The organism is Arthrobacter sp. TJ-236 (assembly GCF_058269235.1).
This window is the reverse complement of the sequence record NZ_JBZCNI010000002.1, coordinates 517688-542679: the sequence shown is the minus strand read 5'-3', so window position 1 is coordinate 542679 and position 24992 is coordinate 517688. Positions and strand designations below refer to the sequence as shown.

The window sequence follows — 24992 nt, the reverse complement described above, 5'->3', positions numbered from 1 at the left end:
GGGCCGGGCAATCGCAGTTCCGGCCGGACGCCGTGTCAGGACCAGGTGAGAGCCGGGCCACCAGTATCCGGGCTCATGGAAGGATGGTCCGCATGTCTACCGAAGCATCCCTCGCCTCCTACATCGACCACACCCTCCTCAAGCCCGAGGCAAGCCGTGAGCAGATCCTCACGGTGTGCCGCGAGGCCGTGGAGCACTCCTTCAAGTCCGTCTGCGTGAATCCCGTCTGGGTGAGCACCGTGCGCACCGCCGTCAAGGACACCGGCGTCCTCACCTGCTCGGTCATCGGCTTCCCGCTGGGCGCCTCCACCACGGAGGTCAAGGTCATCGAGGCACAGGGCGCCGTGGCGGATGGCGCCGACGAGATCGACATGGTGATCAACATCGCCGCCGCACGCGCGAATGACAGGGACGCGCTGGTGCTGGACATCCGCGCCGTCGCCGAAGCGGTGCACGCCCACGGTGCCGTGCTGAAGGTGATCATCGAGACCGCACTGCTCGACGACGCGCAGAAGGTGCTCGCCTGCGAGGCGGCCGTCGAGGCGGGAGCCGATTTCGTGAAGACCTCCACGGGTTTCAACGGTGGCGGGGCCACCGTCGAGGACATCGCGCTCATGCGCCGGACGGTGGGGCCCGACCTCGGGGTCAAGGCATCCGGCGGCGTTCGCACACTCGAGGACGCCCGCGCAATGATCGGCGCCGGTGCCACGCGTATCGGGGCGAGCTCGGGAGTCGCTATCGTTAGAGGTGAACAGGGCGCCTCGGGCTACTGATGCACAACCGGTAGGACCACCGACACGCCGATCGCAGGAACACGAAGGAGATCCCCGATGTCACACGAAGTCGGCGCCGCCCCCGACCGCGACAAGCACTCCAAGCCGGCTTCCGCGCCCGAACGGCAGCCCTCCCACGCCGGCAAGGGCCACCTCGTCGAGAACATCATCGTGTTCGCGATCATCTTCGGCGGTTTCTGCGCCGGGATCTACCTCCTGACCTGGTTCACGCCCCAGAACATCTGGCCCATGGGCGCGATCGTGGTCATCGCCTTCCTCGTCTTCTACATCCCGCAGGGCATCCTCGGCCGCGCCGACACCGGCTACAACCTGGCCGAGGGCAACAGCACGGACGAGAAGGAAGTCTCCACGACCGTCAGCTCGTAGCGAAGGCAGCCCGCCGCGCACCGCGCCCGGGCATCGTCCGCACAGCATCGAAGAGGCCGTCCCCGGAGGGGGCGGTCTCTTCGCGTCGGTGGGTCGGCCCGGCTCAGGGCGTGAAGACGGCGTCCAGCACGTTCTTCGCCCAGCTGAGCATCTCGGCGTCCACGAGGTCCCGGCCGCCGATCTTCGCGGTCTTCGGTTTGGGGACAAGCACCGCGTTCATGGCCGGTTTGATCGCCGATCCCGGGTACATGCGCGTGAGCCGCATCTGCTTGGACTCCGGCAGGTCCGCCGGGGCGAACTTGATGAAGTTGCCCTGCAGGGCCACATCGGTGAGCCCGAGGGCGCGGGCAGCGACCCGGAAGCGCGCCACGGCGATGAGGTTCACCACCGCTGCCGGCGGCTCGCCGTAGCGGTCCTTGAGCTCGGCGACGACGGCGTCGATGGCCTCGTCGGTCACGGCGGAGGCGAGCTTGCGGTACGCCTCGAGGCGCAGCCGCTCCCCCGGCACGTACTCGTGCGGCAGGTGCGCGTTGATCGGGAGCTCGATCTTCATCTCGGCGGCCTTCTCCTCGGCCTCGCCACGGAAGTTCGCCACGGCCTCGCCGACGAGGCGGATGTAGAGGTCGAACCCGACACCCTGGATGTGGCCCGACTGCTCCCCGCCCAGCATGTTGCCCGCCCCGCGGATCTCGAGGTCCTTCAGGGCGAGCTGCATACCGGCGCCCAGTTCGTTGTGGGACGCGACGGCCTTGAGACGTTCGAGAGCCACCTCGCCGAGGGGCTTCTCCGACGGGTACAGGAAGTAGGCGTACGCCCGCTCACGCCCGCGACCCACACGGCCACGGAGCTGGTGCAGCTGTGAGAGACCGTAGGAATCCGCGCGGTCCACGATCAGCGTGTTCGCGTTGGAGATGTCGAGGCCCGTCTCGATGATCGTGGTGCACACGAGGACGTCGAACCGCTTCTCCCAGAAATCCACGATGATCTGCTCGAGCCGTGACTCCGTCATCTGCCCGTGCGCCACCGCGACCCGCGCCTCGGGCACGAGCTCCTTGAGGTGCGCGGCCGTGCGGTCGATCGAGGACACGCGGTTGTGCACGAAGAACACCTGCCCCTCGCGCATGAGCTCACGGCGGATGGCGGCGGACGCCTGCTTGTCCGTGTACGGGCCCACGTAGGTGAGCACGGGGTGGCGCTCCTCGGGCGGCGTCGCCAGCGTCGAGGTCTCGCGGATACCCGTGAGGGACATCTCGAGCGTGCGCGGGATGGGCGTGGCGCTCATCGCGAGGACGTCCACGTTGGTGCGCATCTTCTTCAGCGCCTCCTTGTGCTCCACGCCGAACCGCTGCTCCTCGTCCACGATCACGAGCCCGAGGTCCTTGAAGGAGATCTCCTTCGACAGGAGCCGGTGCGTGCCGATCACGACGTCGACGGCGCCCGAGGTGAGCCCGTCCGCCGTCTCGCGCGATTCCTTCGCTGTCTGGAAGCGGGACAGGGCCTTCACGCGCACGGGGAAGCCGGAGAAGCGCTCGGAGAACGTCTCGAAGTGCTGCTGCACCAGCAGAGTGGTGGGCACGAGCACGGCCACCTGCTTGCCGTCCTGCACGGCCTTGAAGGCGGCACGGACCGCGATCTCGGTCTTGCCGTAGCCGACGTCGCCGGAGACGAGCCGGTCCATGGGGACCTCGCGCTCCATGTCCGCCTTGACCTCGTTGATGGTGGTCAGCTGGTCGGGGGTCTCCACGTAGGGGAACGCCTCCTCGAGCTCGCGCTGCCAGGGGGTGTCCGGCGCGAAGGCGTGTCCGCGGGAGGCCATGCGCGCCGAGTACAGGCGGATCAGCTCACCGGCGATCTCCTTGACGGCCTTCCGCGCCTGGTTCTTGGTCTTGCTCCAGTCGGAACCGCCCATCTTGCTCAGCGCGGGGGCATCACCGCCGACGTAGCGGGTCACCTGGTCCAGCTGGTCGGTCGGCACGAAGAGCCGGTCGCCGGGGGCGCCGCGCTTCGAGGGCGCGTACTCGAGCACGAGATACTCGCGGGTGGTCCGCGTGGGGCCCGCGCCGGTGGAGCGCTGCAGGAGTTCCACGAACTTCGCGACGCCGTGCTGCTCGTGGACGACGAAGTCGCCTTCCTTCAACTGCAGGGGGTCGACGGCGTTGCGGCGCCGTGACGGCATCTTCCGCATGTCCCGGGTGCCGGAGGCGCTCGTGCGTCCCAGCAGGTCCGCTTCGGTGAGCAGACCGATCTTCAGGCCGTCCACCACGAAACCTCGCCCCGCGCAGGCCGTGGTGATCTCGATGATGCCGGGCTGCGGCGGCTGCTCGAGCGAGTCCACGCGGCTCGTCGGGATGTCGTTGTCGTGGAACAGTTCCGCGAGTCGCTGCGCCGGACCGGGCCCCTCCGTGGCGACGACGACGCGCCACTGGTCCCGGACGCGGCCGCCGATGAACTCCATCATCTCCGCGACGTCGCCCTGGTAGCCGCGCGGCTCACGGGCGCGCACGGTGAAGCTGTCGACGTCCGCGAGCTCCTCGTCCGCACCGAAACTGGTGATGCCCCACCACGCCACCGAGTTGGCGAGCGCCGTGGAGCGGGTGTCGGTGAGCGAGCGGAAGCTGGCCTCCTGCAAGTCCGTGCCCAGGGCGCCGCCGAGGTCGAGCGGCGCCGCGCCGCCCTCGGACGCCGTCGACCACGCAGCCGCGAGGAACTCCTCGTTGGTGGCCGCGAGGTCGTGGGCGCGCGCCCTGACCTTCTCCGGCTCGATGACGACTGCGATCGACCCCGGTGGCAGCTCGCCGGCGAACGGCACCATGGCGTCGACGAGCACGGGGGCGAGCGATTCCATGCCCTCGACCGCGATCCCGCCGGCGATCTTCTCCAGCATGGACGCCGCGGCAGGGAGGTCCGCCCGCAGCTTCGCGGCCCGCGACATCACCGACGGGGTGATGAGGATCTCCCGGCAGGGAGGCGCGTACAGCGCCACCGGCGGCTCACCGGTGGTGAGCGAGCGCTGGTCGGCGACGGCGAACCAGCGCATCTGGTCCACCTCGTCGCCGAAGAAGTCGACGCGGACTGGGTGGTCCTCCGTGGGCGGGAAGACGTCGATGATCCCGCCGCGCACGGCGAACTCACCGCGGTGCGTCACCATGTCGACGCGGGCGTAGGCGGCGTCCGCGAGCGCGGTGACGACGTCGGTGAAGGCGACCTCGTCGCCGACCGTGAGCGTGACCGGCTCGAGGTCGCCGAGGCCCGCGACCAGTGGCTGCACCACGGCGCGGATGGGAGCCGTGACGACCTTGACCGGGTTGCCCTCGGGATGCGCGAGCCGGCGGAGCACCGAGAGCCGGCGGCCCACGGTGTCGGAGCGCGGCGACAGGCGCTCGTGGGGCAGCGTCTCCCAGCTCGGGAACTCCTCGATGGCGCTGTCCGGGAGGTAGCTCCGCAGCGCCGTCGCGAGGTCCTCGGCCTCACGCCCGGTGGCCGTGATCGCGAGCACCACCGGCGTGGCTTCCCCGCCGTCGGACCCGGAGGAGGATCCCTGAGCGAGGCCGTCCACCATCTCGGCGATCAGCGGCGCACGCAGACCGGCCGGCGCGCCGATCTGCAGGTCGGCACTCCTGTCCTCCACCGGGCGCGACGCGTTGGTGCGCACGCGCGCGAAGGAGGCGTCGTCGGCCAGCGCGGTGCGCAATCCGTTCAGGCTCATGGTGCGGTACTCCTCAGGCGTGGATTGCCGCTGCCCGGGATCACCGGGGCGGCGCAGACAGCACGAAAGCCCGGAAAGGGCGAAGCTCTTCCGGGGAGAATTCCACAGTACCAAGGGGGCCTGACGCTTTCGCCGCCGTCGTGGGGCTTGCCCGAGCCATCGATGATCGGGCGTGACGGTCCGCCCCGCTCATCCCGTCCCGACGGCCGTCCGACCCGCCTGCACCCCACCGGTCCGCGCCACCACCACGCCGTAGGATGGCCGGGAGAACCAGCCCCCGCCCGACGGCGTGGCAGCCCCTACGCACCTGGAGACACCATGGCCCTGAACGCTTCCACCACGCTCCCCTTCGACGCACCGACCGTGCTCGGCGTCTTCACGGACGAGGGTTTCGTCCGCCACATGAGTGAGTACGTGGGCGGCACCCTGGAATCACTGACGGTCGACGGCGACACCGCCGGCGCGTTCACCCTCACCGCCGTGCGCACCATGCCCACCGATCGGCTGCCCGACATGGCACGGAAGTTCGTCGGCGAGACCCTCTCCGTCACGCAGGTCGAGCACTGGAGCGCGCCGGACGCGGACGGCTCACGGCAGGCCGACCTCAGCATGTCCGTCGCCAACGTGCCGCTGTCCGTGACCGCGGTGCAGCGGCTCGTCGCGCAGGGGACGGAGACCGTCGTCGACCTGCAGGGCACCGTCTCGTCCTCGATCCCGTTCCTCGGCGGCAAGATCGCCGGGGCCGCCGAGCCGATGATCGGCAAGGCCCTGAACGTCCAGGCCGTCGAGGCCCGGAAGTGGCTCGAGAGCCGCTGACAACGCAGGCGGTCGTGTCGGCAGACCCGCCCGCCGCTCCCTGAACTCCACCGACCCGCTGACGTCCGAAAGGGACACGATGCAGCTCCCCACACCCCTCGCCCTCATCCTGATCCTCGCCGGGGTCTGGACCCTGATCGTCTGGCCGCCGTTCCTGAAGCGCATCCTCAAGGACCCTCGCGCCCGTGACGCGAACGGCGCCGCCACCCGCTTCCTCACGGTCCACATCATGCTGATCTCCACGTCGATGATCCTCGGGGCGGCCACCGCCGTGATCGGCGTCCGCACGCTGCTCGCGTAGCGGGGCGGACGGCGCACCGATGCTCCACGACGGGCCATCCCTGTCCGCCCTCGTCGATCCCGCGGCCAGGCCACGGCGGACGAGGCGTCGGCGGCGCGTGCTCCTCAGCGAACTCGCGCTGACCATCACCTTCACCCTGACGACGGCGCTCGTCCTCGCGGACAGGCGGGACCTCGCCTCGGTGGAGCTGTTCCTCGTGGGCTGGGCCCTCCACGTCCTGGTGCTCGTCCTGTGCTTCTGCCTGCCGTGGTCGGCCATCGGGACACGCTGGGTCCTGCTCGTTCCCCTCGTCGACTTCGTGGCGATCGGCATCTCGCGCGCAGCAGCCGGGGAGAGCCTCAGCGGGATCGGGCTGCTCGCCGCGTTCCCCGTGGTCTGGATCGCGGCGTCGAGGATCCGGACGAGCACCGCGATCATCATCACCATCCTGGCCTCCCTCGCCATCATCGCGCTGCCCTTCGCCGTCGGCACCGAGGAGATGACGATCGACGCCCTCGTGGATCCCATCCTGCTGCCGATCATGCTGACGGGCCTCGCGGGCTTCGTCAGTGCGCTCACGAAGGAGAACCGGCGGCGGCAGGAGGCGCTCCGGGCGTCCCAGGCGGCGCTGCAGGAGAGCGTGGACGCCGGCCGGTCCCGCGAACGCCTGCTCGGGACCGTGCTCGAGGCCCTCGGTGTCGGGTTGCTCGCCGTCGACGCCCAGGGCAACGACATCCTCATGAACGCACGGCAGCGGGAGGCCCACGCAGCCGCCGCGCCCGCGGGGAACGACGATCCCACGGAGGCCGACCTGCTGATCTTCGGGCCCGACCGCGTGACTCCCGTGCCCGTGGAGCAGCGGCCCGTGCGGCGGGCGATCCGCGGGGAGCAGCTCGAGGCCGAGCAGGTGTGGGTGGGCGCCGGCCGGTCCCAGCGGGCCCTCAGCATCTCCTCGCACGCGATGACGGACGACGACGGCGCGTTCGCGGGCACGATCGTCTCCTTCAACGACGTCACCGAACTGGTCCTCGCCCTGCAGGCCAAGGACGACTTCCTGTCCAACGTGTCCCACGAGTTCAGGACGCCGCTCACGGCCATCCTCGGCTACCTGGACCTGACCCTCGAGCGGGCCGACGCGCTCCCGGACGGCGTACCCGGCCACCTCGAGGTGGCACGGCGGAACGCCCTGAGGCTCGAACAGCTCGTGGAGGACCTGCTCGCGATCAACGCCGGCACCTTCGAGGTCAACCCGGTACCCGCCGACGTCGGCAGGATCCTCACCGACGCCGCCTCCTCCGCCCAGGTCCGAGCGGACCGCGCCGGTGTCGTTCTCCGCAACGAGGCTCCGGCGTCGCTCCAGGCCGTGGCGGATCCGGTACGGCTCGCGCAGGCGGTCGACAACCTGCTGAGCAACGCGATCAAGTACAACCGCAGGGGCGGCAGCATCACCCTGCACGCCTCGGTCGACGAGGCCGAGCTGACCATCGAGGTCGCCGACACGGGGATCGGCATCGAGGCCGACGAGCTGCACCAGGTGTTCGACCGGTTCTTCCGGTCACCGTCCCTGCGGGCCACCGCCGTACCGGGCGTCGGTCTCGGTCTGCTCATCACCCGCAGCATCGTGAGCGAGCACGGAGGAGTCATCACCGTGGTCAGCGACCCGGCGCGCGGCAGCCGGTTCACCCTGTCCATCCCGCAGCCTCAGCGGTGACATCCACGGGCTGACCCCCGTCGCTGACGTTCCGTCGCATGAACGCGCGAACCATCTCGACCGGTCCGGCGCCCGACCGACCGGTCCCTGGGACGGGACGGGAGTATCGACCAGTCAGGCGTTCGCGGCGAGCAGTGACTCCTCGAGAGCGACCCAGGCGAGCATGGCGCACTTCACCCGCGCCGGGAAGCGGGACACCCCGGAGAACGCGGCGGCATCGCCGAGGACCTCCTCGTCCGCCTCGATGCGCCCGCGCGAGCGCATCACCTCGCGGAACGCGTCCACGAGGTTGATGGCGTCGTCGCGGGGCACGCCCGCCATCAGGTCGGTGAGCACGGAGGCCGAGGCCATGGAGATGGCACACCCGTCGCCCTGCCAGCTGACGGATTCCACGACGCCGTCGGTGACGGCCGAGCGCAGCGTGATCTCGTCGCCGCACACGGGATTCAACTGGTGGGACTCCCCCACCCGGCCCGCGCCGTCGTACTCCGCCAGGGGTGCGCCGTGGCGGGCCTTCGCGTGGTCGAGGATGATCTGCTGGTACAACTGCTCGAGGCCAGTGCTCATCTAGTGCGCTCCGAAGTAGGGGCGGACCTCGGCGACCGCGTCGAGGAACGCGTCCACCTCGTCCGTCGTCGTGTACAGGTAGGTGCTCGCCCGGGTGCTCGCGGTGAGGCCGAGGCGGCGGTGCAGGGGTTGCGCGCAGTGGTGACCGACGCGGACGGCGATGCCCTTGTGGTCGAGGTACTGGCCGACGTCGTGCGCGTGGACGCCGAGGACGTCGAAGGCTGCGAGACCGGTGCGAGGGTGGCCCGCGGCGGGTCCGAGCAGTCGGATGCCGTCGATCGCGGCGAGACCCGTGGCGAGCCGCGCGCCGAGCTCGGACTCCCACGCCTCGATGCGCTCCATGCCCGTCTCCGCGAGGTAGTTCGCTGCGGCGCCGAGCGCCACGGCCTGCGAGATGCGCTGCGTGCCCGCCTCGAAGCGGTTGGGCGACGGCAGGTACTCCGCGCGCTCCATGGTGACCGTGGTGATCATCGAGCCGCCCGTGAGGAACGGGGGCATGGCGTTCAGCAACTCCCTGCGGCCGTACAGGGCGCCGATGCCCGTGGGGCCGAGCATCTTGTGGCCGGAGAAGACCAGGAAGTCGACGTCGAGAGCCTTGACGTCCACCGGCAGGTGCGGCACGGACTGGCAGGCGTCGAGGAGCGTGAGGGCGCCGACTTCCTGCGCGAGCCGCACGAGCTCCGCCACCGGGCTGATCGAGCCGAGCACGTTCGAGGCATGCGTGAACGCCACGAGCTTCGTGTCCGGGGTGATGATGCGGGCGGCGTCGTCCATGCGCAGCGCGCCGTCGTCGTCGACCGGAATGAAGCGCAGTTCGGCGCCGGTCCGCGCGGCGAGCTCCTGCCACGGGATGAGGTTGGCGTGATGCTCGAGTTCCGTCACCACGATGCTGTCACCCGGGCCCACGGCGAAGCGGCGGGCTGCTTCTCCCCCGCGTCCGAGCGCCGCGTTGGACATCGCGTAGGCCACCAGGTTGATGCCCTCGGTCGCGTTGGACGTCCAGACGAGCTCGTCGGTCCTCGCGCCGATGAAGCGGGCGACGGCGGCACGGGCGTCCTCGTAGGCGTCGGTCGCGTCGACGGCGAGCGAGTGTGCGCCGCGGTGGACGGCCGCGTTCCGCTGCTCGTAGAACTCCTGCTCCGCCTCCATGACGCTCAGCGGGTTCTGGGAGGTGGCGCCGGAGTCGAGGTAGACGAGCGGTGCGCCATTGATCTCCGTCCCGAGGATGGGGAAGTCGTTCCGGATGCGCCGCACCTCGGCATCGGTGAGCCCGGCCCCTGCCCCCGGGGTGGAGTGCGTGAGTGTGACGGGCGTTTCGACCACGGGCACGTCGGTCTCCTCGGGTGGGTTGGTGCGCCTGACGGCAAATACGTCAGGATTGTCTGCGCTAATCCTCCCACCCGGTGGGTGACACGGCACCGCAGGGGAACCTAAGAAGCTGTTGCCTGTCCTGTGGGTGAACGGTGTGGCCGTGGGGTGTTGCTACACTTGCCCGAGCTTCGGCGCAATGCGCCGCCCGGATGTGTCGTGCACCGGGGGTCTCAGGAGCGGTGCCTTTGACGCACACTCACACCCAAGCCTTGGAGATCACCATGACCCCCACGCGATCCACTGTTGCCTCCCGCCCCTCAACGAGCCGTCGTTGTGCCGTCGCCCTGACGTCGGCCTTCGTTCTCACCTGCCTGTCAGCACCACCAGCCACCGCGGCGCCAGAGGACTTCCGTCCGACCGCGGTGGTCCTGAGTGACGACATGAATCGCGAAGCGTCCGGCTCGTGGGGCTCAGCGGCTACGGGCGCCTCGTACTCCACCTCCCCTGATGGCACCGTCGGCGTGGCGCGAGGGGCCGCTTACGTCGACTTGCAGAGACCGGGCCGCCTGCAGACGGTCACGATGAACGCTGAACCCCTGACCGACATCCGCACCGGCCTCGACGTCTCGGTCGACACTCTGCCGGTCGCCGGAAACGGCGTGTACTCCACCGTGCAGCTTCGAGCCGCTGGTGGTTCCTCCTATCAGGCGACCCTCAGGGTGCTTCCGCAGGGGCGCGCCACCGTGGAGATCTTTCGCTACGACGCATCGACCGGGCAGAAAGTCTCCCTCGGAGCCGCTCAGCCGATGCCGTGGACGGCACAGCCTGGGCAGAATTACCGCTTCGAGTTCGAGGCTGCAGGTTCCGACGTCGTCGAGTTGCGCGCGAGGTCATGGCCTGTCGGCACCACGGTGCCCGCGTGGCAGAGCTCTTCCGCTGACGCAAGTCCGATGCGCCTGACCTCGAAGGGCGCGACGGCCGTCGACAGCTATCTATCGGTGAGAAGCGCACCTACGACTGTCCGATACGACAACCTGCTCGTGCAGCAACTCTCACGGGTTGCACCCGCTTCGCCGATCGCGCCTGCAGCGGGGTATCTGCCGGGTTGGGGGTCGCCCACCTGGAGCGACGAGTTCAATGGGTCGACGACTCAGTGGAACGTCCGCGACCAGGAATCCCTCTCCTACGACAAAGCTCGGATCCTTGCTCGGAACGTCACGGTCTCCGACGGTTTCCTCAATATCACGGCCAAGAGGGAGGACGCCGGCGGGCGTGCTTTCACCACCGGCTATCTGGACACGAACAACAAGTACGAGCAGCAGTACGGGCGCTGGGAGATCCGCGCGCAGATCCCGACCATCCCGGGACAGTCGCGCGGGATCTGGCCCGCGTTCTGGTTGAGGAACAACACCGTCGGCGAGATCGACATCATGGAGGCCTGGGGGGATCCCTTCACCAATCCGACACGTATCGGGACATCCACTTTCACGGCCCACGAATCCACCAACGGAGGCGGCCAAAGAGCCGCCTTCAACTGGGAGCAGCGCGTGGGCGCGACGGAGCACTCCTCACTTGCCTTCCACACCTGGGCCGTGGAGTACACGCCGACCGAGCTGCGAGGCTATTTCGACGGGAAACTCGCTGTGACCATGACCAAGGACCGGTACCCCTGGCTGTGGGGCTCCAGCTTCAACACCCCGCTCGAGATGCGGCTCAACCTCCAGATCGGGTCGCCATACCACGGCTTCCCTGTCGGCCCCGGATACACCGACACCAAAATGCCTGCGACCTTCAAGATCGATTACGTAAGGGCCTGGGCGTTCCGCTGATGCCGCCGTTCCGGGTCAGTGCCGGATATGCCGATATGCTCTCCCTCACGTGTCCGTCGACTGACGGGACGTGGAAGAGCGAACGATGGGGAATGACAAGTGGCTGAACAAGACCGCGACCAGTCTGTTCGGCTGGGCGACGTGCTTCGGCGGATCGTCCGGCGGTGGAAACTCATCGCCCTCGTGACCACGATCCTCGCACTCGCTGGAGGCGCATACTACTTCGTGCAGGACGAGGTCTTCACAGCATCGGCGACCTTGACCGTTTCGCCGATCACCACGAATCCGTTCAATGCGGGAGCCGTGAATCAGCAGATCAACATCACCACCGAGCGGGAGATTCTCAGTTCACGGGAGGTAGCACGCATAGCGGCGGAGAAACTGAACCGGAACGTGAGTCCGGCGCAGCTGTTGGCCGGATCAGAGGTCGCGGCTCCCTCGGGCTCGCAGGTCCTCGAGGTCACGGTGACTGCGTCTTCCCCGACCGACGCAGCCGATTTCGCGAACGCCCTCGCCGAGGCCTACCTGGAATTCAGGGCAGAGGGCGCATCGGAGGTCGCGCTCGGATTCATCGAGGAGCTCGACCGGCGCATCTCGTCCCTCGAGCAGTCGGACACCCTCGATCCGGCCGACCGGTCGGAGCTGTCGTCGCTCAGGGACCAGAGGGCGAGCCTCTCCTTGGTAGCTGAGAATCCGGGCCGCATCATCGGTGAAGCTGCGATCCCCGCATCCCCGTCCTCGCCCGGGCTGCCGGCGTGGACCGCGATCGGCGGTGCTCTCGGCCTCCTGATCGGCATCGCAATCGCCTTTCTTCGTGACAGCTTCGATCCCCTCGTCAGGGACTCGTCAAGGATGCGTGAACGCACCGGAGGTCGGGTGATCGACTTCGAGAATGAACTCGACGAGACGGCGGCCCGCGCCACGCTCAGAGCGGTGATCGAGAGGCGTCGCGCCTCGAATCACACAACCGGGCCGTTCTCGATCATGGTGGTGGGGCCGGACCGGCAGATCATGGACGGGTTGACGCAGACCCTCATGTCCGTGGCACATAAGTCCCGCTTGTCGGCACGATCAGCGCAAGTGGACGGCATTCTTCTCACCCATCAGGACGCCGACAACCTTTTTGACGATGCCGAGACCGATCTCCTGTTCCTCGACGCCTCGAGTGTCACCGAGAGCTCCGCACTGGCCACCGTTGCTCGTGAAGCAGGCTGCGTGATGGTGGTGGCTTTCCGCCGGACACGTGTGAGTGCGCTCGAGGGTTTCCTGCGCGATGTGTCATTCTCGAACGGCGCGCCCGTCTGCATTTTCCTCGAAGGGCACGGCCGGACCCGTGGCGAGACGTCTGATGCGCGGCACGCGAATCTCAGCACGGCCGGGACGCGCCGACCGGAGCTGTCATGAAGGTACTCCTCGTGGCTTCGACAGGAGGACATCTGGCGCAGTTGATTGCACTGCGTGAGGCGTTCCAAGGGTCCGACCTCCACTGGGTGACCTTCGACAAGAAGGATGCCCAGACGGCTCTTGCCGGCGAGGACGTGACGTGGGCCTTTCATCCGACGACGCGGAACCTGCCCAACGCCGTCCGGAACCTGCTCCTCGCATGGCCGACGCTGCGGAAGGTGAGACCTGACGTCATCGTCTCCTCGGGTGCCGGGGTCAGCGTCCCGTTCTTTCTCGTCGCTCGAGTTCTCCGCATCCGGACGATCTACATCGAGGTCATCGACCGCATCGAGCAGAGAACGCTGAGCGGCAGGATGTGTTATCCGATGGCGGACGCGTTCTGCGTTCAATGGGCCGCCCAGCAGGAGCTGTATCCGAACTCGACAGTCATCGGTCCGTCGCTATGACCCCAGGCGCTGCTCCTGTCATCATCGTGTCGCTCGGTACCGACCATCACCGCTTCGATCGCCTCGTCGGCTGGATCGACGACTGGCTCGAGTCCAAGGACGACGCACCTCTCTGCCTCGTGCAGCACGGGGCGACTCCGCCTCCTCGCACTGCCGAGGGCGTGGAACTGTTGTCACGCGACAGCATGCTGGACCTGTACTCGTCCGCTCGCGTTGCCGTGGTCCAAGGCGGCCCCGGCTCGATTTTCGACGCACGAAGCACGGGACTCGTCCCGATCGCCGTCCCACGACTGGCTGCTCTGCACGAAGTTGTCGACGACCATCAGGTGGCATTCTGCCGCCAGCTCGAGAAGGAAGGGGAGGTGGTCCTTGTCGAGACCCGTGAGTCACTCTTCGATACCCTCGACACGATGGTGAACTCCGACCCCGCGCCACGCGTCCGCAGAGTTTCCCCCGCTCCACTGGCAGCCCAGGCACTTCGACAGGCGCTCGACACGGTCCGATCCGAGCCTGTCGGCCTGTTCTCACTGCGCCGGGGCCTGCAATCCGTACGACGTCACGTAAGAGGAACCCATGATCAGTAAGTCTTCTGCAGGCACGGTGGTTCTGTGTGTCCAAGGCGGTCTGGGTAACCAACTGTTCCAATGGGCCTTCGCTCGATCGCTGCAGGCGCAAGGAATACACGTGATTCTCGACGTGGCTCGGTGCAGGGGAGATCGACCCTTGATGCTCGGCGATCTCACACAATCCTTCCCGAGATCCCCGCGGGCGCTCGGTCTCGCACTTGCAGCAGCCGACAAAGCGCCGTGGATCTGGAGGCTGGCCGACAGAGCGGGTATCGGCCGCGTGCGAGAAGCAGGATTCGGCCTCGACCTCGATGTCACTGCACGCCTTCGTCGGTTCTCGATCCTTACCGGTTACTTCCAATCACCCGGGTACTTCTCGACCGTCGAGGATTCGATACGCACCGAAATCAAGGCCCATCTCACGGGAATGCTCACCGCCGAGGGCGAGCGTGTCGCAGGGGAGCTGGAGAGCGCAGAGGACTCGATCGCCGTACATGTCCGCCGTGGTGACTACGTGAGTAATGCTTCCGCAGCATCCCATCATGGGGTACTGGGCAAGGAGTACTACAAGGATGCGCTCGCCCGCCTCGATCCTTCGGGTTCGAGCCGCCGTGTCTGGTTCAGCGATGACCTCGACTGGGTAGGCCGAGAGTTGGCCTCACCCGGAGACACGTTGTGCCCCTCCGGTCTGACCACAGCTGCCGGTGGCGAGATCGCCTTGATGGCAGCGTGCCGCTCCCGAATCATCGCGAACAGCAGCTTCAGTTGGTGGGCTGGATTCCTGGGCCCACAACCGACCGCGACGAGCGGAGTCATAGCGCCTGTGCGATGGTTCGCCGACGAACACGATGATGCCAGACACCTCGTACCCACGACGTGGACGAGGGTCTAGCGTCCAACGGCAAGCGTTGCGACCGCCCCACGTCGATTCTTGAAGCTGTTCCAGCCGAGAGCGCTGCGATTGAGGAAGGCGGTGCCCAGCAGGCAGAGCCCGGCCACCGCGCTCCCCAGGACGTCGAACTGCACGCCGGAGGGCAGAAGCACGTCCAGGGCGATGAGCGGCACGGCGAATCCACCGAGCGCGACCAGGACCGGACGTCCGAGTTGCGCGAGGGGCAGCGGGACGTCCATCTTCCGCGAGACCTGGAACGAGGCGAGCGAGGTGTCCACGAGCACCGCCGCCGCCCATGCGACTGCACCTCCCGCGATCCCGAGGCTCGGAACCAGCGTGATGTTGGCCACGATGGCGACGACCAGTGCGATGGACTTGTTCAGGACCTGCCATGCGCTCTTGCCTCCCATCAGCAACATGCTCTGCACGCCGCCGGCCGTGACCGCGACGAGCAGAGCGCAGCAGATGATCCTCAGCGCTGTCACACCCTCCTCGAACTCCGGGCCGAAGAGCCCCAGGATCGTGGGCGCGTGCACGATCAGCAGTACATAGAAAGGCCATGCGAGGAGCACCAGTACGCGGCCGGAGAGGATGAAGATCGTCGCGGTGCGAGCACGGTCACCGAGCGCGAAGGCGCTGCTGATCAAGGGACTCGATATCGTCCGCACCGCATGATCGACCATCTGGCCCACTCGAACGCAGCGGGTCACGACCGCGTAGACACCGGCGGATTCGGCACCGAGCAGGATCGCCACGGCGAGCACGTCGATCCATTCGAGGATGATTTCCAGCACCGAGGAGACTCCGCGTGCGGACGCGAAGCTCCAGAAGCTCATCGCCGAACCTGCACTTGGTGGCCGTCCCCCGGCCATGGGGCGATCCGGTACGGAAGCCGCGCGAGGAGGCAGGATGCGCCTCATTTCGACAGCGGCGAGGACGGCGACGAGGATCAGTGGGAGGAGCCATGCCACGAGAAGGCCATCGACACCTGCCCCCGCGAGCAGGACGGCCGCGATGGCGACCAACCGAGCGAGAGGCAGGGCGATGTTCTGCAGAGCGGTGAAGGCGACGAGATGCCCGAATCCCCGAAGTGCTCCGAGCATCAGTGCAAGCAACGTCGCAGTCAGCAGTAGCGGTCCAGCGAGCAGCAGACCCGTGCTCGTGAAATAGTCCCTCAGCCAACCCGACGCGGGCAGGAAGGACAGAAGGACGATGGCGCAGGCTACGACTACCCCGATACACACGACAGGACGGGTTGCCGTACGGAGTATGCGGCGCGCATTCACACCGCCGTCCGCTGCCCGATCGGCCGAGAGGAATCTCACCAGTCCGGTGTCCCCGCCAAAGGTGAGCACCGTCGTCGCGACGGAAAAGACGGCGACGAATTGGAAGAATTGACCGACGGCTGCCGCACCCGCTCCACGACTGATGACAACAGTGGTGGCGAAAGCGAGAGAGGCCCCTATCCCAATACCGAGGAACGCGAAGACCGGACCATGCACTCGGGAACTCCCACGGGTCCTCATAGCGCACGACCGTCGATGTACCGGTCCCTCAACAGGACGGCAGCGACCAGAGCGATGGTGGTCATCTGCATGACGTCGAAACTGTAGAACAGCATGATGACCGCGGCAGCGATCAGTGTGCTGTGAAGCCACAGGCCTGGAGCAGTCCGGACCGGTAACGTTCTGATGGTGGTGCCCCAGAGGAACCAGCAGAACAATGCCAGACCGACGATCCCGTACGAGAACATCAGCATCCAGAGGTAGCCCTGAGTCCCCAGCGAGATACCAATGCTCTCGTCCAGCCGCGGTGCGCCGTATCCGACGATCGGTGACCTCGCCACTGCCTCCAACGTTGCTCGGTAGATGGATGCCCGCCCTGACGTACTGTCGCTGTACTGCTGGCGTCCGAGGATCTCGGCCGCAGCCCCCGTCAGGATCATCGCGGCACCACCCACCACGGTCAGCCCCACCAACCCGATCAGCGCACCGAAGCGGCGAAGCGCAGCAAGTCGCAGCGCGACGTACACCACCGCTGCGGCGAGTCCGACGAACATGCCTCGATTGCTGGTGGCGAGCGCCGGATAGAAGGACGCAATGACCACGGCTCCGAGCAGGAGCTGGGACCAGCGTCTCTTCATCGAGGCGATCTGTGCCACGACCACAGGAGTCAGCAGGACGAACGCAACGCCCCAGCTGTTCGCATAGGGAAACGGCGCGGATGGTCGGTTGAAGGGTTCGGGCGCCCCGAATGGCTGCTGGATCTCCGCGAGTCGCGGAAAAACGAGGTCGTAGACGAGTGGGTTGGAAGTGAGCACCGACGGTAGGAGCGTACCGATCGGCGTCATCAACCGGAACGAGGGGAAGAGAGTAGCGACGAAGCCCATGAGAACGATGAACACGTAGAAGCCGGAGAGGGCGCGGATGACCCTCACCGACGTCAATCGCTCGCGCGCGTTGACGTAGTAGAGCATGAATACGCCCACCGACATCAGATTCCCCCATCGTTGCCCGAAACCGACGAAGGCGATCGCCGTCTCCAAGCTGATGGACGTCACACCTATCCAGCCGATGAGCGCGAACCAGGGAAGCAGACCGGGCGTCAGACGTACACCGCCGCGTTGGATCAGCAGAAGAACCATGATCCCCGCAAGCGCCAGAGGCATGAACGGAACAGCCCCTGCCGCCCACCACACCGGGAACCCCCAGAGGAGGATCATCATGGGCCAAGCGGGCAGTTGCGCCCTCAGAGGGCGAGAACGCAGCCCGGAGTTGGCGGCGCCGCGATACCGGAGAGCCTGCGAACTCACAACCCGTGGCCGGTGGTCTGTACGGCCTTGAGCAGTCGGGGTGCTGAAACGAGGCGACTGGCAACGATCAGCGATGCGTACGCCCTCAACTGTGTTCGGTCGTTGCGTAGCGCTTTCTTCGCCCATGCCACCGCCTCACTCCTCCTCCCGAGCGCTGCGTGTGCAAAGGAGATCTGCCCGGCTATACGGGACGAACCCTCCTTGCTTCCCGCGAACTCCGGATACTTGGCGAGGATGTAGGTGAGGCCCGCAGCAATCTTCTCCCACTTGCCGGCGAACTCGGATCCCGCGCTCCAACCCACGGCGGTGAGGGCCTCGGGGATCGCTCGCACAGATCCGAACCGGGTAGCTCGAAGGAGAAGCTCGTAATCCTCTCCATATGCATGGGGAAGGTCTTCGTCCACGAGACCTATCCTCCCGAGGAGGTCCTCACGCCGGTACAGCAGGGACGACGGGTGAATTTCAGTCACGCGAGAGCGCAGGAAATCGGTGAACGAGGTTTCGCGCGGCGCGCGTCGAACGGTCGTCGTGGTGCCATTCTCGATCGCGATGCCCGTCGCATGCGCGATGGCTTGCGGAGCCTGCCGCCAATCCTCGATCTGTCGATCGATCTTCGTCGGCTGCCAATGATCATCGTCGTCGCAGAAGGCAATGACCTGCCCACTCGCCCTGAGGATGCCGGTGTTCCGCGCACCGGCGAGGCCGCTCGCGCGGTTGTTCGGCATCGCGGTGAGGCTGCGCCCCGCCCGCTCCAGCTCGGGCTTGATGTCGTCGAGATCCTCCGGCTGCACCTTGTCGAAGACCACGACGATCTCCAGCTCGCCTCGGTAGTCCTGGTGGGCTGCAGCAAGAACAGCGCGCCTCAGGAGTTGAGGCCGACCACAGGTGGCGATGACACAACTGACTTTGGGATATCGGCCCGCCTCCAGCGTCACGCGACGGCTCCGACGCCCTCGATGAAGCGACGCAACACCGTTGACGACGTGTGTGCGGTGTACGGGAAGTACTCGACGCGCGCTCCGACCTCCGACATCTCGAGCTCGAGCCTCGCTCCCTTCGCTGTTCCCTTCCAATCGTCCCCCTTGAAGAGAACGTCGAACTGGTTCAGCTGCCAGGCAACTCTCTTGTCGATGGAAACGTCGAGAACAACCGCATCGACGAAACGCATACCGGCCACGATCGCCATCCGCTCAGCCTCAGGAATGACCGGGAGCCGCCCCTTCATCGCGTACAGGGAGGCGTCCGACGCGACGCCGACGATCAGCGTCTCGCACCGCGTACGCGCGGTCTGGAGGATGTTTAAGTGACCGACGTGGAACATGTCGAATCCGCCTGGAACGTAACCGGTTGTCATGATTCATCGCTTTCCGCAGAGCCAAGAACGCGTAGTTCGGCGTACTTGCGCCGCATTGAGACCACGGAGATCGCGAGTTGCGCTCCGGCCAGCAGTGCATAGAACAGTGTGAAGAGAGTCGGGAAACCCCAGAGTACGAAGGTCCAGCACAGTACTCCAGTGTCCACGGGGAGAAGCATGAAGGAACGGCCTGGTCCAGGAATCTCCGGAGAGGAGGGCACTGATCCGTTCTTGTGCCTCAACTGCTCCGCCAGGATCTGGGACATGAAATGGCCCACGGAGCTCAAGCAGAAGATGACAGGGACGGCGAGGAACGGCGTCCATCCGTACTGGGCGAGGAGTACCAGAAGCACCGTGAGGTGGAGGGCGGGAGTCCTGATGGCGTCGACCACGTGGTCGAGCCACTCCCCGGCCGGCCCACCCGTGCCGGTCAGACGGGCCAGCTGCCCGTCTGCGGAGTCCAAGGCGAAGCCGAAGGCAAGGAGCACTGCTGCAAGCACCCCTGAAGCAGGCACCGGATCGAGAAAGACCAGAACGGCCAGCCCGCCGGCGGAAGCAAGGGCGCTGGCAGCGGTCATACCGTTCGGCGTCATGCCGAGGACGTAGCCGGCGGCCGCAAGGGGCCTCGCCGCACGCCGATTGACCCAACGCATGTATGCAGGCACTCCGTAGCCCGGCTTCTGTGCTCTCTGCAGGGCGTTCAAGGCCTGCACGAAGGTCAGTGGGCGCCCCCCGGAACTCGTGTGGTGCTCGCTGAGGAGCGAGTCGGAACTCATGGCGCCGTTCCAGTCGACGGCCGAAGTGTGGCTTTCGCGGACAGTTCCATGGTGCTGTTCGGTGTGGACCTGTAGTTCGAGTGGACCTCCGTCGTAATGACGTTCTTTCCGTTCCTGAACGCACTCGCAGGCACGACGACCCGGACGACCGGAGCAGACGCTGTCGAAGGCGCAGAACTCGCGTAGGTCGAGAAAGTCGGCGTTCCGGCCGGCATGTTGGCACGCGCCACCTCGGCGCCGTTCACGAAGACGACTATTCCGTCATCGGCGCGGGTCACGAGTTCCACCTGCTGGATCTGACTGATGTCCGTGATGTCGAAGGACTTCCGGTAGTAGGCGGCCAGAGGTTTGGTGCCGCTCGCGGTGAGAGGCGTACCGACGCTCGGATGACCGAATCCGAGTGGTGCCAATCCACTCGGCCAGGCGGTGTCATCGAAGTCGGGGCTCGACCAATCCGCGGGTGGTGCGGAGTTCTCGAAACGGTACCGCCATGCTGAGCCGTTGACCACGAGCTCAGTCGGCTGCGTAGCAACGGGCGGCTCCGGATCAGGCTCGGGCTCGGGCTCGGGCTCGGGCTCCGGCTGAATCGCCGTAGCGATGACAGCTGCGGTGCTTGCTGACCGATTACCGGAGGATTCCGAAGCTCGAACGAAGTACCGCGTCCCCTGCTCCGCTGCCGGCAGAGCAGTGCCCAACGAGGTCGTCAGTGCAACAACGCGGTCATTCCTCAGCACTTCGAACATGGTGTTCGACGGTCCACTCCACTTCAGCGTGTCATTGATGCCGTCAGTGGTGACGGTCAGAGCACTCGGAGATGCCGGGGCGGATACGTCTCGAGGAGCGAATCGGGTGAATCCGCCCGACCACTGGTTCTGACCATCCACACGCAGCGAACTGACGAAGTCACCACCGATCCACAACACACCGTTGCTATCGGTGAAGAGTCCCCATGCGCCAATGCCCTTCCGACCCTGCATCACAGGAGCGAAGTCAGGAATGTACGCGCCTGTGGCTGCGTCCCACGCGCCGACGAAGCCGATCTTGTCCGCCTGGGTCCAGGTATTTCCGACATTCGACCAGGTGAAGGCATTCGAGTACGACCAGTCGTCACAGTGGCAACCAGCGAAAACGACGCCCTTGCTTGCAGTCATGACCTGGAAGTCGCCTCCGTTGAGCGTGATGTTGCCGCTGAGACGGGCGAAATTCGTCGTGTCGAAGGTGAACAGCGAATGCTCGGACCCTCCCACCCAGACGCGGTCACCGACCTGCTGGATGGCCTGCTGATAGTTGGCGCGGTCTCCCGCGCTGCCGGTGAAGGGCCATGATGCTGCCAGCGCCGCCGGCTGTCCCGGGTTGGCGCGAACTGCGGCGACCCTGTTCGCCGTCTGCCCGTTGGACAGGGTGAAATAACCGGACGCGTAGAGGCGCTGATCTGCTGAAGCGTCCACCGAGATGACCGTCCCGTTGAAGGCCGGGTTCCAATTCTGATCCGGGGTGCCATCGACCACCGAGACTCGTGCGGCTCCCCTGGCGTAGGTCGGGTTCGGCCGCGTCCCACCGCCGAGGTGTGTGAATGCGCCCCCGAGATAGAGGTAATCACCCTCGACGGACAGGCTACGAACCGACACCGAGCCCCCGGTGAGCCTGTTCTCGATCCGCAGGGTCCAGGAAGTGTTGAGTTCGCCGGTCTGAGGGTTCACGGCAGCTACACCCGGGGCAGGTTTGCCGTTGACCGTCGTGAATTCTCCAGCCAGGACGAGAAGCCCGTTGGGCAGGGCAGCCGCGGCCTTCACCTGACCATTGAGAACAGGTCTGAAGGTGGGGATGAACTCTCCCGTATTGACGTCGAACCCTGCCACGTAGGGCTGCTCGACCTGGCCGTCGCCGGCCGCTGATCGTTGCACGTACCGGAAGTTACCGACCGAGAACACCGTCGATCCCACTTGAGCGAAGCCCTGCACCTCCGCGTCGAGTTCGGTTGCCCGCCCGTTGGCCAGGCCAGTGACCCCCCATGAGGTGCGTTCCGCTCCCGACTGCGGCAGCGCTGACTGCTGCGACACGGTCGTGCCGCTCTCAGCGATGACCGGGAAGCTCACAGAGCTCTGGAGGAGCTTCGGTCGGAGGAACATCTGCGTGAACGGTCGCGCGCCGCCCGTAGTCGAGGTCTCGGCCCACAGGTAGCTCGAGGGGTCGCTCGAACCCCGGACTTCACTGCCGAACGCCCAACCAGCCGGTCGGAACACATTGTTGACGTAGTAGCGGGTGTCCACTCGCTCGAACCGGCTGTCGCGTCCGAAATCGCTTGTCGATCCTCCTGATCCGGTGCTCGCACCGAAGCGATAGGCGCCGACCGGATGGGAGGCGGCCGGAGTCCATACCCACCGGTCCCGCTTCGAGTACTTGAAACGACTCTCCTGCCAGGTGCTTCCCGCGGTGTCCGTTGCTCGCCGCAGCCGGACACCGTCCTCCAGCTGATCGACGCGCGTGAAGTTCAGAAGGGCATCGACAGTCCGGGCGGGCAACTGAGCCACGCGGAAGGCGCTCGGTCCGGTCACCGTCTCACGGAGGCTCGTCGCGCTACCGGAGCCGCTGTAGGTCTGGGTCCACCCCTCCCTGCCGCGCCCGACGAGGACCCAGCCGCCGCCGTCGGTTTCCTGGTCGCAGTAGAACTGCTCAGGCGCAGGCATTGCCGGCGTGAGGAGCCAGTAGATGCCACTGGCTGCTTCGGGACGGGTCTGCTTGACCTCCCAGCAGGACGCCGCCGCGCTGCTCGGAGTGGCCCCATCAACCAGGGGTGGAGCGGCGGACGCAGGAACCGCAGGCATGAGCACTCCCACGAGCAGCACTCCCACCATCACGAGGATCTGCAGGACGGTCATGGTGGATCGTTGATTCTTCACAGTCGGGCTTTCGGTCAGCAGTCGGCGTCGTCTGGGAACGAGTGGTCAATGACCACCCATGCCTGATCGCGGGGTTCGAGAGTGTAGATGTTGAGCGAGCGGCGCGATCCGGGTGGGGCGACCGCCTGAATTGTGGCGCCGTCCTCGTCGCTGAGTGAGACATTGGATGAGTCGATGCATGCAAGAACCTGCAGGGTCCCGGGGGTCTCTGTCGGGAGCACCTCGGTTCTGATGACGGTCGCATCGCCTTCGAAGCGCCATGCATTGGCGCTCACTTCCGCAGCCTGAGCCTGCAGCTCCAACAACGCCGGCCCCTCTGCGATACCGTCGAGAGCGGGCGAGTCGCCCGTGATCACACTTGGGTCGGTGGCGAGTTGGAAGGCATTGACGAAACTCACCACAGCATCTTCCACAGGAGGTGCGGGTGGTGCGGCTGGTGCGGAAACCTCGGGCAGTGGCAACACGTTGTCGACGGGTTCGTCGGGAGACTCGACAGCTGGCTCCTCTCCGGCGAGCGGCGTCTGGGTCGCATCCGACGGGGATGGGTCGCCGGCGTCGGGCGCCGGGCGGGCTGCCACGTCGTCCTGAGCCAGAGTTCGTGCCGGGGCCTCGGGCGCAGTGTTCGTGGTCACGGCCCAGCCGGCACCAAGGATCAGCGCGCCCGAGATGACGCAGATGCCGAGCACCTGTACGCGCCGCGTGCGCCGGGCCGGAGTGTTCTCGGCTTCGGTGTCCAGGGGGCGCATCAGTACGCACCGACGGGCTTGAACATCACCTTGAAGGTGCGCCAGACGATGATGAGGTCGCCGGTGACGGACCAGTTCTCCACGTAGTAGAGGTCCAGCCGCACGCTCTCGTCCCAGTCGAGGTCCGAGCGTCCGCTGACCTGCCACAGGCCCGTGAGTCCCGGCTTGATGAGGAGCCTGCGGTGGGTGTGCTCCTGGTAACCCGACACCTCGCTGAACAGCGGAGGCCGCGGCCCCACGAGGGACATGTCGCCCCGCAGCACGTTCCAGAACTGGGGCAACTCGTCGAGGGAGTACTTGCGGATGACCCGGCCGATCCGCGTGACCCGTGGGTCGTCGCGCAGCTTGAAGAGCATGCCGTTGCCCTCGTTCTGCTCCTTGAGCAGCTCGAGCTCGTCCTCGGCCGTCGTGACCATGGACCGGAACTTGTACATGGTGAAGACGCTGGAATCCTTGCCCGCGCGTTCCTGGGCGAAGAACACGGGCCCCGGGGAATCGCGACGGATGGTCACGGCGAGGGCCAGGAACAGTGGCGAGAGGATGATGAGCGCTGCGGCGGACACGACGACGTCGAGCGCCCGCTTCAACAGGTGGCGGCCGCCCGTGAACTGCGGCAACTCGACGTGCATGAGAGGAAGGCCCTCGACGGGCCGCATGGTGATGCGGGGGCCGGCCACGTTGGTGAGCGTGGAGGCGAGCACCAATTCCGTGGACGTGGCCTCGAGGCGCCAGCCGAGTTCACGGATGTACGAGCTGCCCTTGCGGAGGTGGCCCGCGACGATCACGGCGTCCGCTCCGGTGTGCGCGACGAAGTCCTCGATCTTGCGGAGCCCGCTGACCACGGGGACCAGGCGGTCCCCGGTCTGGAGCGCCGCGGGATTGGACTTGCCCTCGTACACGGCGCCGACCACGGCATAGGCCGCACCCGACTTCTTCGCGAGCTGACCGGCGACGTACCGCACATCGGACGGACGCCCGACGACGACCACCTTCGAGAGGTAGTGGCCGGCCCGGCTCTGCCGGATGAGCCACTGACGCCACAGCCAGCGGCTACCGAGCAGCAGCAGCGTGCCGGCGGGCATCGCGAGGAGGAGGAGGTTGCGGAAATGCTCGAGGTCGGCGAGGACCACGACCACAGCCGTAACCGCGAAGGTGGCGATGCTCGCTCGTATGACCTTCTTGTACTCTCCCGCGCCGGTCCCGACGAGACGGGAATCGCGGGTACGCATGGCGGCCATCATGGCGATCCAGCCGGCAGCGACGGCCGCGCCGAGCCCGAGGACGTCGGCCATCCGCGCGACGCCGGCGTCAAGCGTCAGGAGGTTCACGGTGAGCAGCAGCACACCGAGGATCAGCACCGAGTCCGTTGCGGCGAGCGAGATCTGATAGCGCTTGCGCCAGGCGGTGCCGGAGAGGGAGAGCGAGCGGCGATCAACACTGAGTGACCGGACGCTCGCGGGAGCGCCGAGTGCGCTGTGCAGCTGGGTCATCGCGAGCCCGCTTCCTTCTGCCCGATGCCGGCTTCGTTGCCGGTCCTGGGATGGATCAGGGGAGCCGACGACGACTGGGGACGGACCTTGGTCTCAGAAGGTCCTGACGTCGCCGGCTCCGTCTCTGGGTGCGACACAACGACCGCGGTGCCGGTGCGCTGCTCGCAGGTGGCGGGAGCGGGCAGGACCGATGTACGGCCGCCCCCCGTACCCGGGAGGAAGTGGT

Annotated in this window: 22 protein-coding genes; 11 read left to right on the top strand and 11 right to left on the bottom strand. The window is 66.7% G+C overall.

The features are described 5' to 3' along the window. The first annotated feature begins 92 nt into the window (after positions 1-92). Positions 93-773, top strand: coding sequence for a deoxyribose-phosphate aldolase (gene deoC / locus AC4D16_RS11190; RefSeq protein WP_490950164.1), 681 nt, complete (start codon positions 93-95; stop codon positions 771-773). A gap of 57 nt (positions 774-830) precedes the next feature. Next, positions 831-1160, top strand: coding sequence for a hypothetical protein (locus tag AC4D16_RS11185; protein WP_490955045.1), 330 nt, complete (start codon positions 831-833; stop codon positions 1158-1160). A gap of 103 nt (positions 1161-1263) precedes the next feature. Here AC4D16_RS11185 and mfd read toward each other — a convergent pair whose 3' ends face one another. Further along, positions 1264-4866, bottom strand: a complete 3603-nt coding sequence (gene mfd / locus AC4D16_RS11180; RefSeq protein WP_490955044.1) for a transcription-repair coupling factor — start codon at positions 4864-4866, stop codon at positions 1264-1266. 318 nt (positions 4867-5184) lie between these two features. On the opposite strand from mfd, the gene AC4D16_RS11175 reads away from it, so the two are divergent. From AC4D16_RS11175 to AC4D16_RS11165, 3 genes are all read left to right on the top strand, one after another. Further along, positions 5185-5682, top strand: coding sequence for a DUF2505 domain-containing protein (locus tag AC4D16_RS11175; RefSeq protein WP_490950167.1), 498 nt, complete (start codon positions 5185-5187; stop codon positions 5680-5682). A 79-nt stretch (positions 5683-5761) separates the two neighbouring features. Then, a complete protein-coding gene (locus AC4D16_RS11170) occupies positions 5762-5983 on the top strand; it encodes an SCO4848 family membrane protein (protein WP_490950168.1) in 222 nt (73 codons plus the stop codon). A 97-nt stretch (positions 5984-6080) separates the two neighbouring features. Further along, the gene (locus AC4D16_RS11165) at positions 6081-7673 is read left to right on the top strand and encodes a sensor histidine kinase (RefSeq protein ID WP_490955043.1); all 1593 of its coding nucleotides are present in this window, start codon (positions 6081-6083) and stop codon (positions 7671-7673) included. A gap of 114 nt (positions 7674-7787) precedes the next feature. Here the strand turns inward: AC4D16_RS11165 and sufU are convergent, their stop codons facing one another. Both sufU and AC4D16_RS11155 read right to left on the bottom strand, forming a co-directional pair. Further along, positions 7788-8240, bottom strand: coding sequence for a Fe-S cluster assembly sulfur transfer protein SufU (gene sufU, locus AC4D16_RS11160; RefSeq protein WP_490950170.1), 453 nt, complete (start codon positions 8238-8240; stop codon positions 7788-7790). Continuing rightward, positions 8241-9569, bottom strand: a complete 1329-nt coding sequence (locus AC4D16_RS11155) for an aminotransferase class V-fold PLP-dependent enzyme (protein WP_490955042.1) — start codon at positions 9567-9569, stop codon at positions 8241-8243. It abuts the gene before it with no gap. Positions 9570-10132: 563 nt separating this feature from the next. Between AC4D16_RS11155 and AC4D16_RS11150 the strand changes: the two genes are divergently transcribed. From AC4D16_RS11150 to AC4D16_RS11130, 5 genes are all read left to right on the top strand, one after another. After that, positions 10133-11380, top strand: coding sequence for a glycoside hydrolase family 16 protein (locus AC4D16_RS11150; RefSeq protein WP_490955041.1), 1248 nt, complete (start codon positions 10133-10135; stop codon positions 11378-11380). A 99-nt stretch (positions 11381-11479) separates the two neighbouring features. Beyond that, the gene (locus AC4D16_RS11145) at positions 11480-12784 is read left to right on the top strand and encodes a YveK family protein (protein ID WP_490955040.1); all 1305 of its coding nucleotides are present in this window, start codon (positions 11480-11482) and stop codon (positions 12782-12784) included. Further along, positions 12781-13230, top strand: a complete 450-nt coding sequence (pssD, locus tag AC4D16_RS11140; RefSeq protein WP_490955039.1) for a PssD/Cps14F family polysaccharide biosynthesis glycosyltransferase — start codon at positions 12781-12783, stop codon at positions 13228-13230. Before AC4D16_RS11145 ends, pssD begins: the two co-directional genes overlap by 4 nt. Beyond that, entirely contained in the window at positions 13227-13814 is a 588-nt protein-coding gene (locus tag AC4D16_RS11135; protein WP_490955038.1) for a glycosyltransferase, read from the top strand. The genes pssD and AC4D16_RS11135 overlap by 4 nt, the downstream gene beginning before the upstream one ends. Before the next feature lie 100 nt (positions 13815-13914). After that, the gene (locus AC4D16_RS11130) at positions 13915-14688 is read left to right on the top strand and encodes an alpha-1,2-fucosyltransferase (RefSeq protein ID WP_490955037.1); all 774 of its coding nucleotides are present in this window, start codon (positions 13915-13917) and stop codon (positions 14686-14688) included. Here the strand turns inward: AC4D16_RS11130 and AC4D16_RS11125 are convergent. The 6 genes from AC4D16_RS11125 to AC4D16_RS11100 all read right to left on the bottom strand — a co-directional run bounded on the left by AC4D16_RS11125 (position 14685) and on the right by AC4D16_RS11100 (position 22185). After that, on the bottom strand, positions 14685-15791 hold the full coding sequence (locus tag AC4D16_RS11125; RefSeq protein WP_490955036.1) for an MATE family efflux transporter: 1107 nt from the start codon (positions 15789-15791) through the stop codon (positions 14685-14687). The two genes, AC4D16_RS11130 and AC4D16_RS11125, sit on opposite strands and share 4 nt — an antisense overlap. A 419-nt stretch (positions 15792-16210) precedes the next feature. Then, the gene (locus tag AC4D16_RS11120) at positions 16211-17413 is read right to left on the bottom strand and encodes an O-antigen ligase family protein (RefSeq protein WP_490955035.1); all 1203 of its coding nucleotides are present in this window, start codon (positions 17411-17413) and stop codon (positions 16211-16213) included. Positions 17414-17496: 83 nt separating this feature from the next. Then, the gene (locus tag AC4D16_RS11115; RefSeq protein ID WP_490955034.1) at positions 17497-18435 is read right to left on the bottom strand and encodes a glycosyltransferase family 2 protein; all 939 of its coding nucleotides are present in this window, start codon (positions 18433-18435) and stop codon (positions 17497-17499) included. Beyond that, the gene (locus AC4D16_RS11110; RefSeq protein WP_490955033.1) at positions 18432-18854 is read right to left on the bottom strand and encodes an FAD synthase family protein; all 423 of its coding nucleotides are present in this window, start codon (positions 18852-18854) and stop codon (positions 18432-18434) included. The genes AC4D16_RS11115 and AC4D16_RS11110 overlap by 4 nt, the downstream gene beginning before the upstream one ends. Further along, on the bottom strand, positions 18851-19630 hold the full coding sequence (locus AC4D16_RS11105; protein WP_490955032.1) for a CDP-alcohol phosphatidyltransferase family protein: 780 nt from the start codon (positions 19628-19630) through the stop codon (positions 18851-18853). Before AC4D16_RS11105 ends, AC4D16_RS11110 begins: the two co-directional genes overlap by 4 nt. Further along, positions 19627-22185, bottom strand: coding sequence for a hypothetical protein (locus tag AC4D16_RS11100; RefSeq protein WP_490955207.1), 2559 nt, complete (start codon positions 22183-22185; stop codon positions 19627-19629). The genes AC4D16_RS11105 and AC4D16_RS11100 overlap by 4 nt, the downstream gene beginning before the upstream one ends. Positions 22186-22369: 184 nt before the next feature. On the opposite strand from AC4D16_RS11100, the gene AC4D16_RS11095 reads away from it, so the two are divergent. Continuing rightward, positions 22370-22522, top strand: coding sequence for a hypothetical protein (locus AC4D16_RS11095; RefSeq protein ID WP_490955206.1), 153 nt, complete (start codon positions 22370-22372; stop codon positions 22520-22522). A gap of 22 nt (positions 22523-22544) precedes the next feature. Here AC4D16_RS11095 and AC4D16_RS11090 read toward each other — a convergent pair whose 3' ends face one another. Both AC4D16_RS11090 and AC4D16_RS11085 read right to left on the bottom strand, forming a co-directional pair. Beyond that, positions 22545-23276, bottom strand: a complete 732-nt coding sequence (locus tag AC4D16_RS11090) for a hypothetical protein (RefSeq protein WP_490955031.1) — start codon at positions 23274-23276, stop codon at positions 22545-22547. Next, positions 23276-24766, bottom strand: coding sequence for a sugar transferase (locus tag AC4D16_RS11085; RefSeq protein ID WP_490955030.1), 1491 nt, complete (start codon positions 24764-24766; stop codon positions 23276-23278). The genes AC4D16_RS11090 and AC4D16_RS11085 overlap by 1 nt, the downstream gene beginning before the upstream one ends. Positions 24767-24992 lie beyond the last annotated feature (226 nt).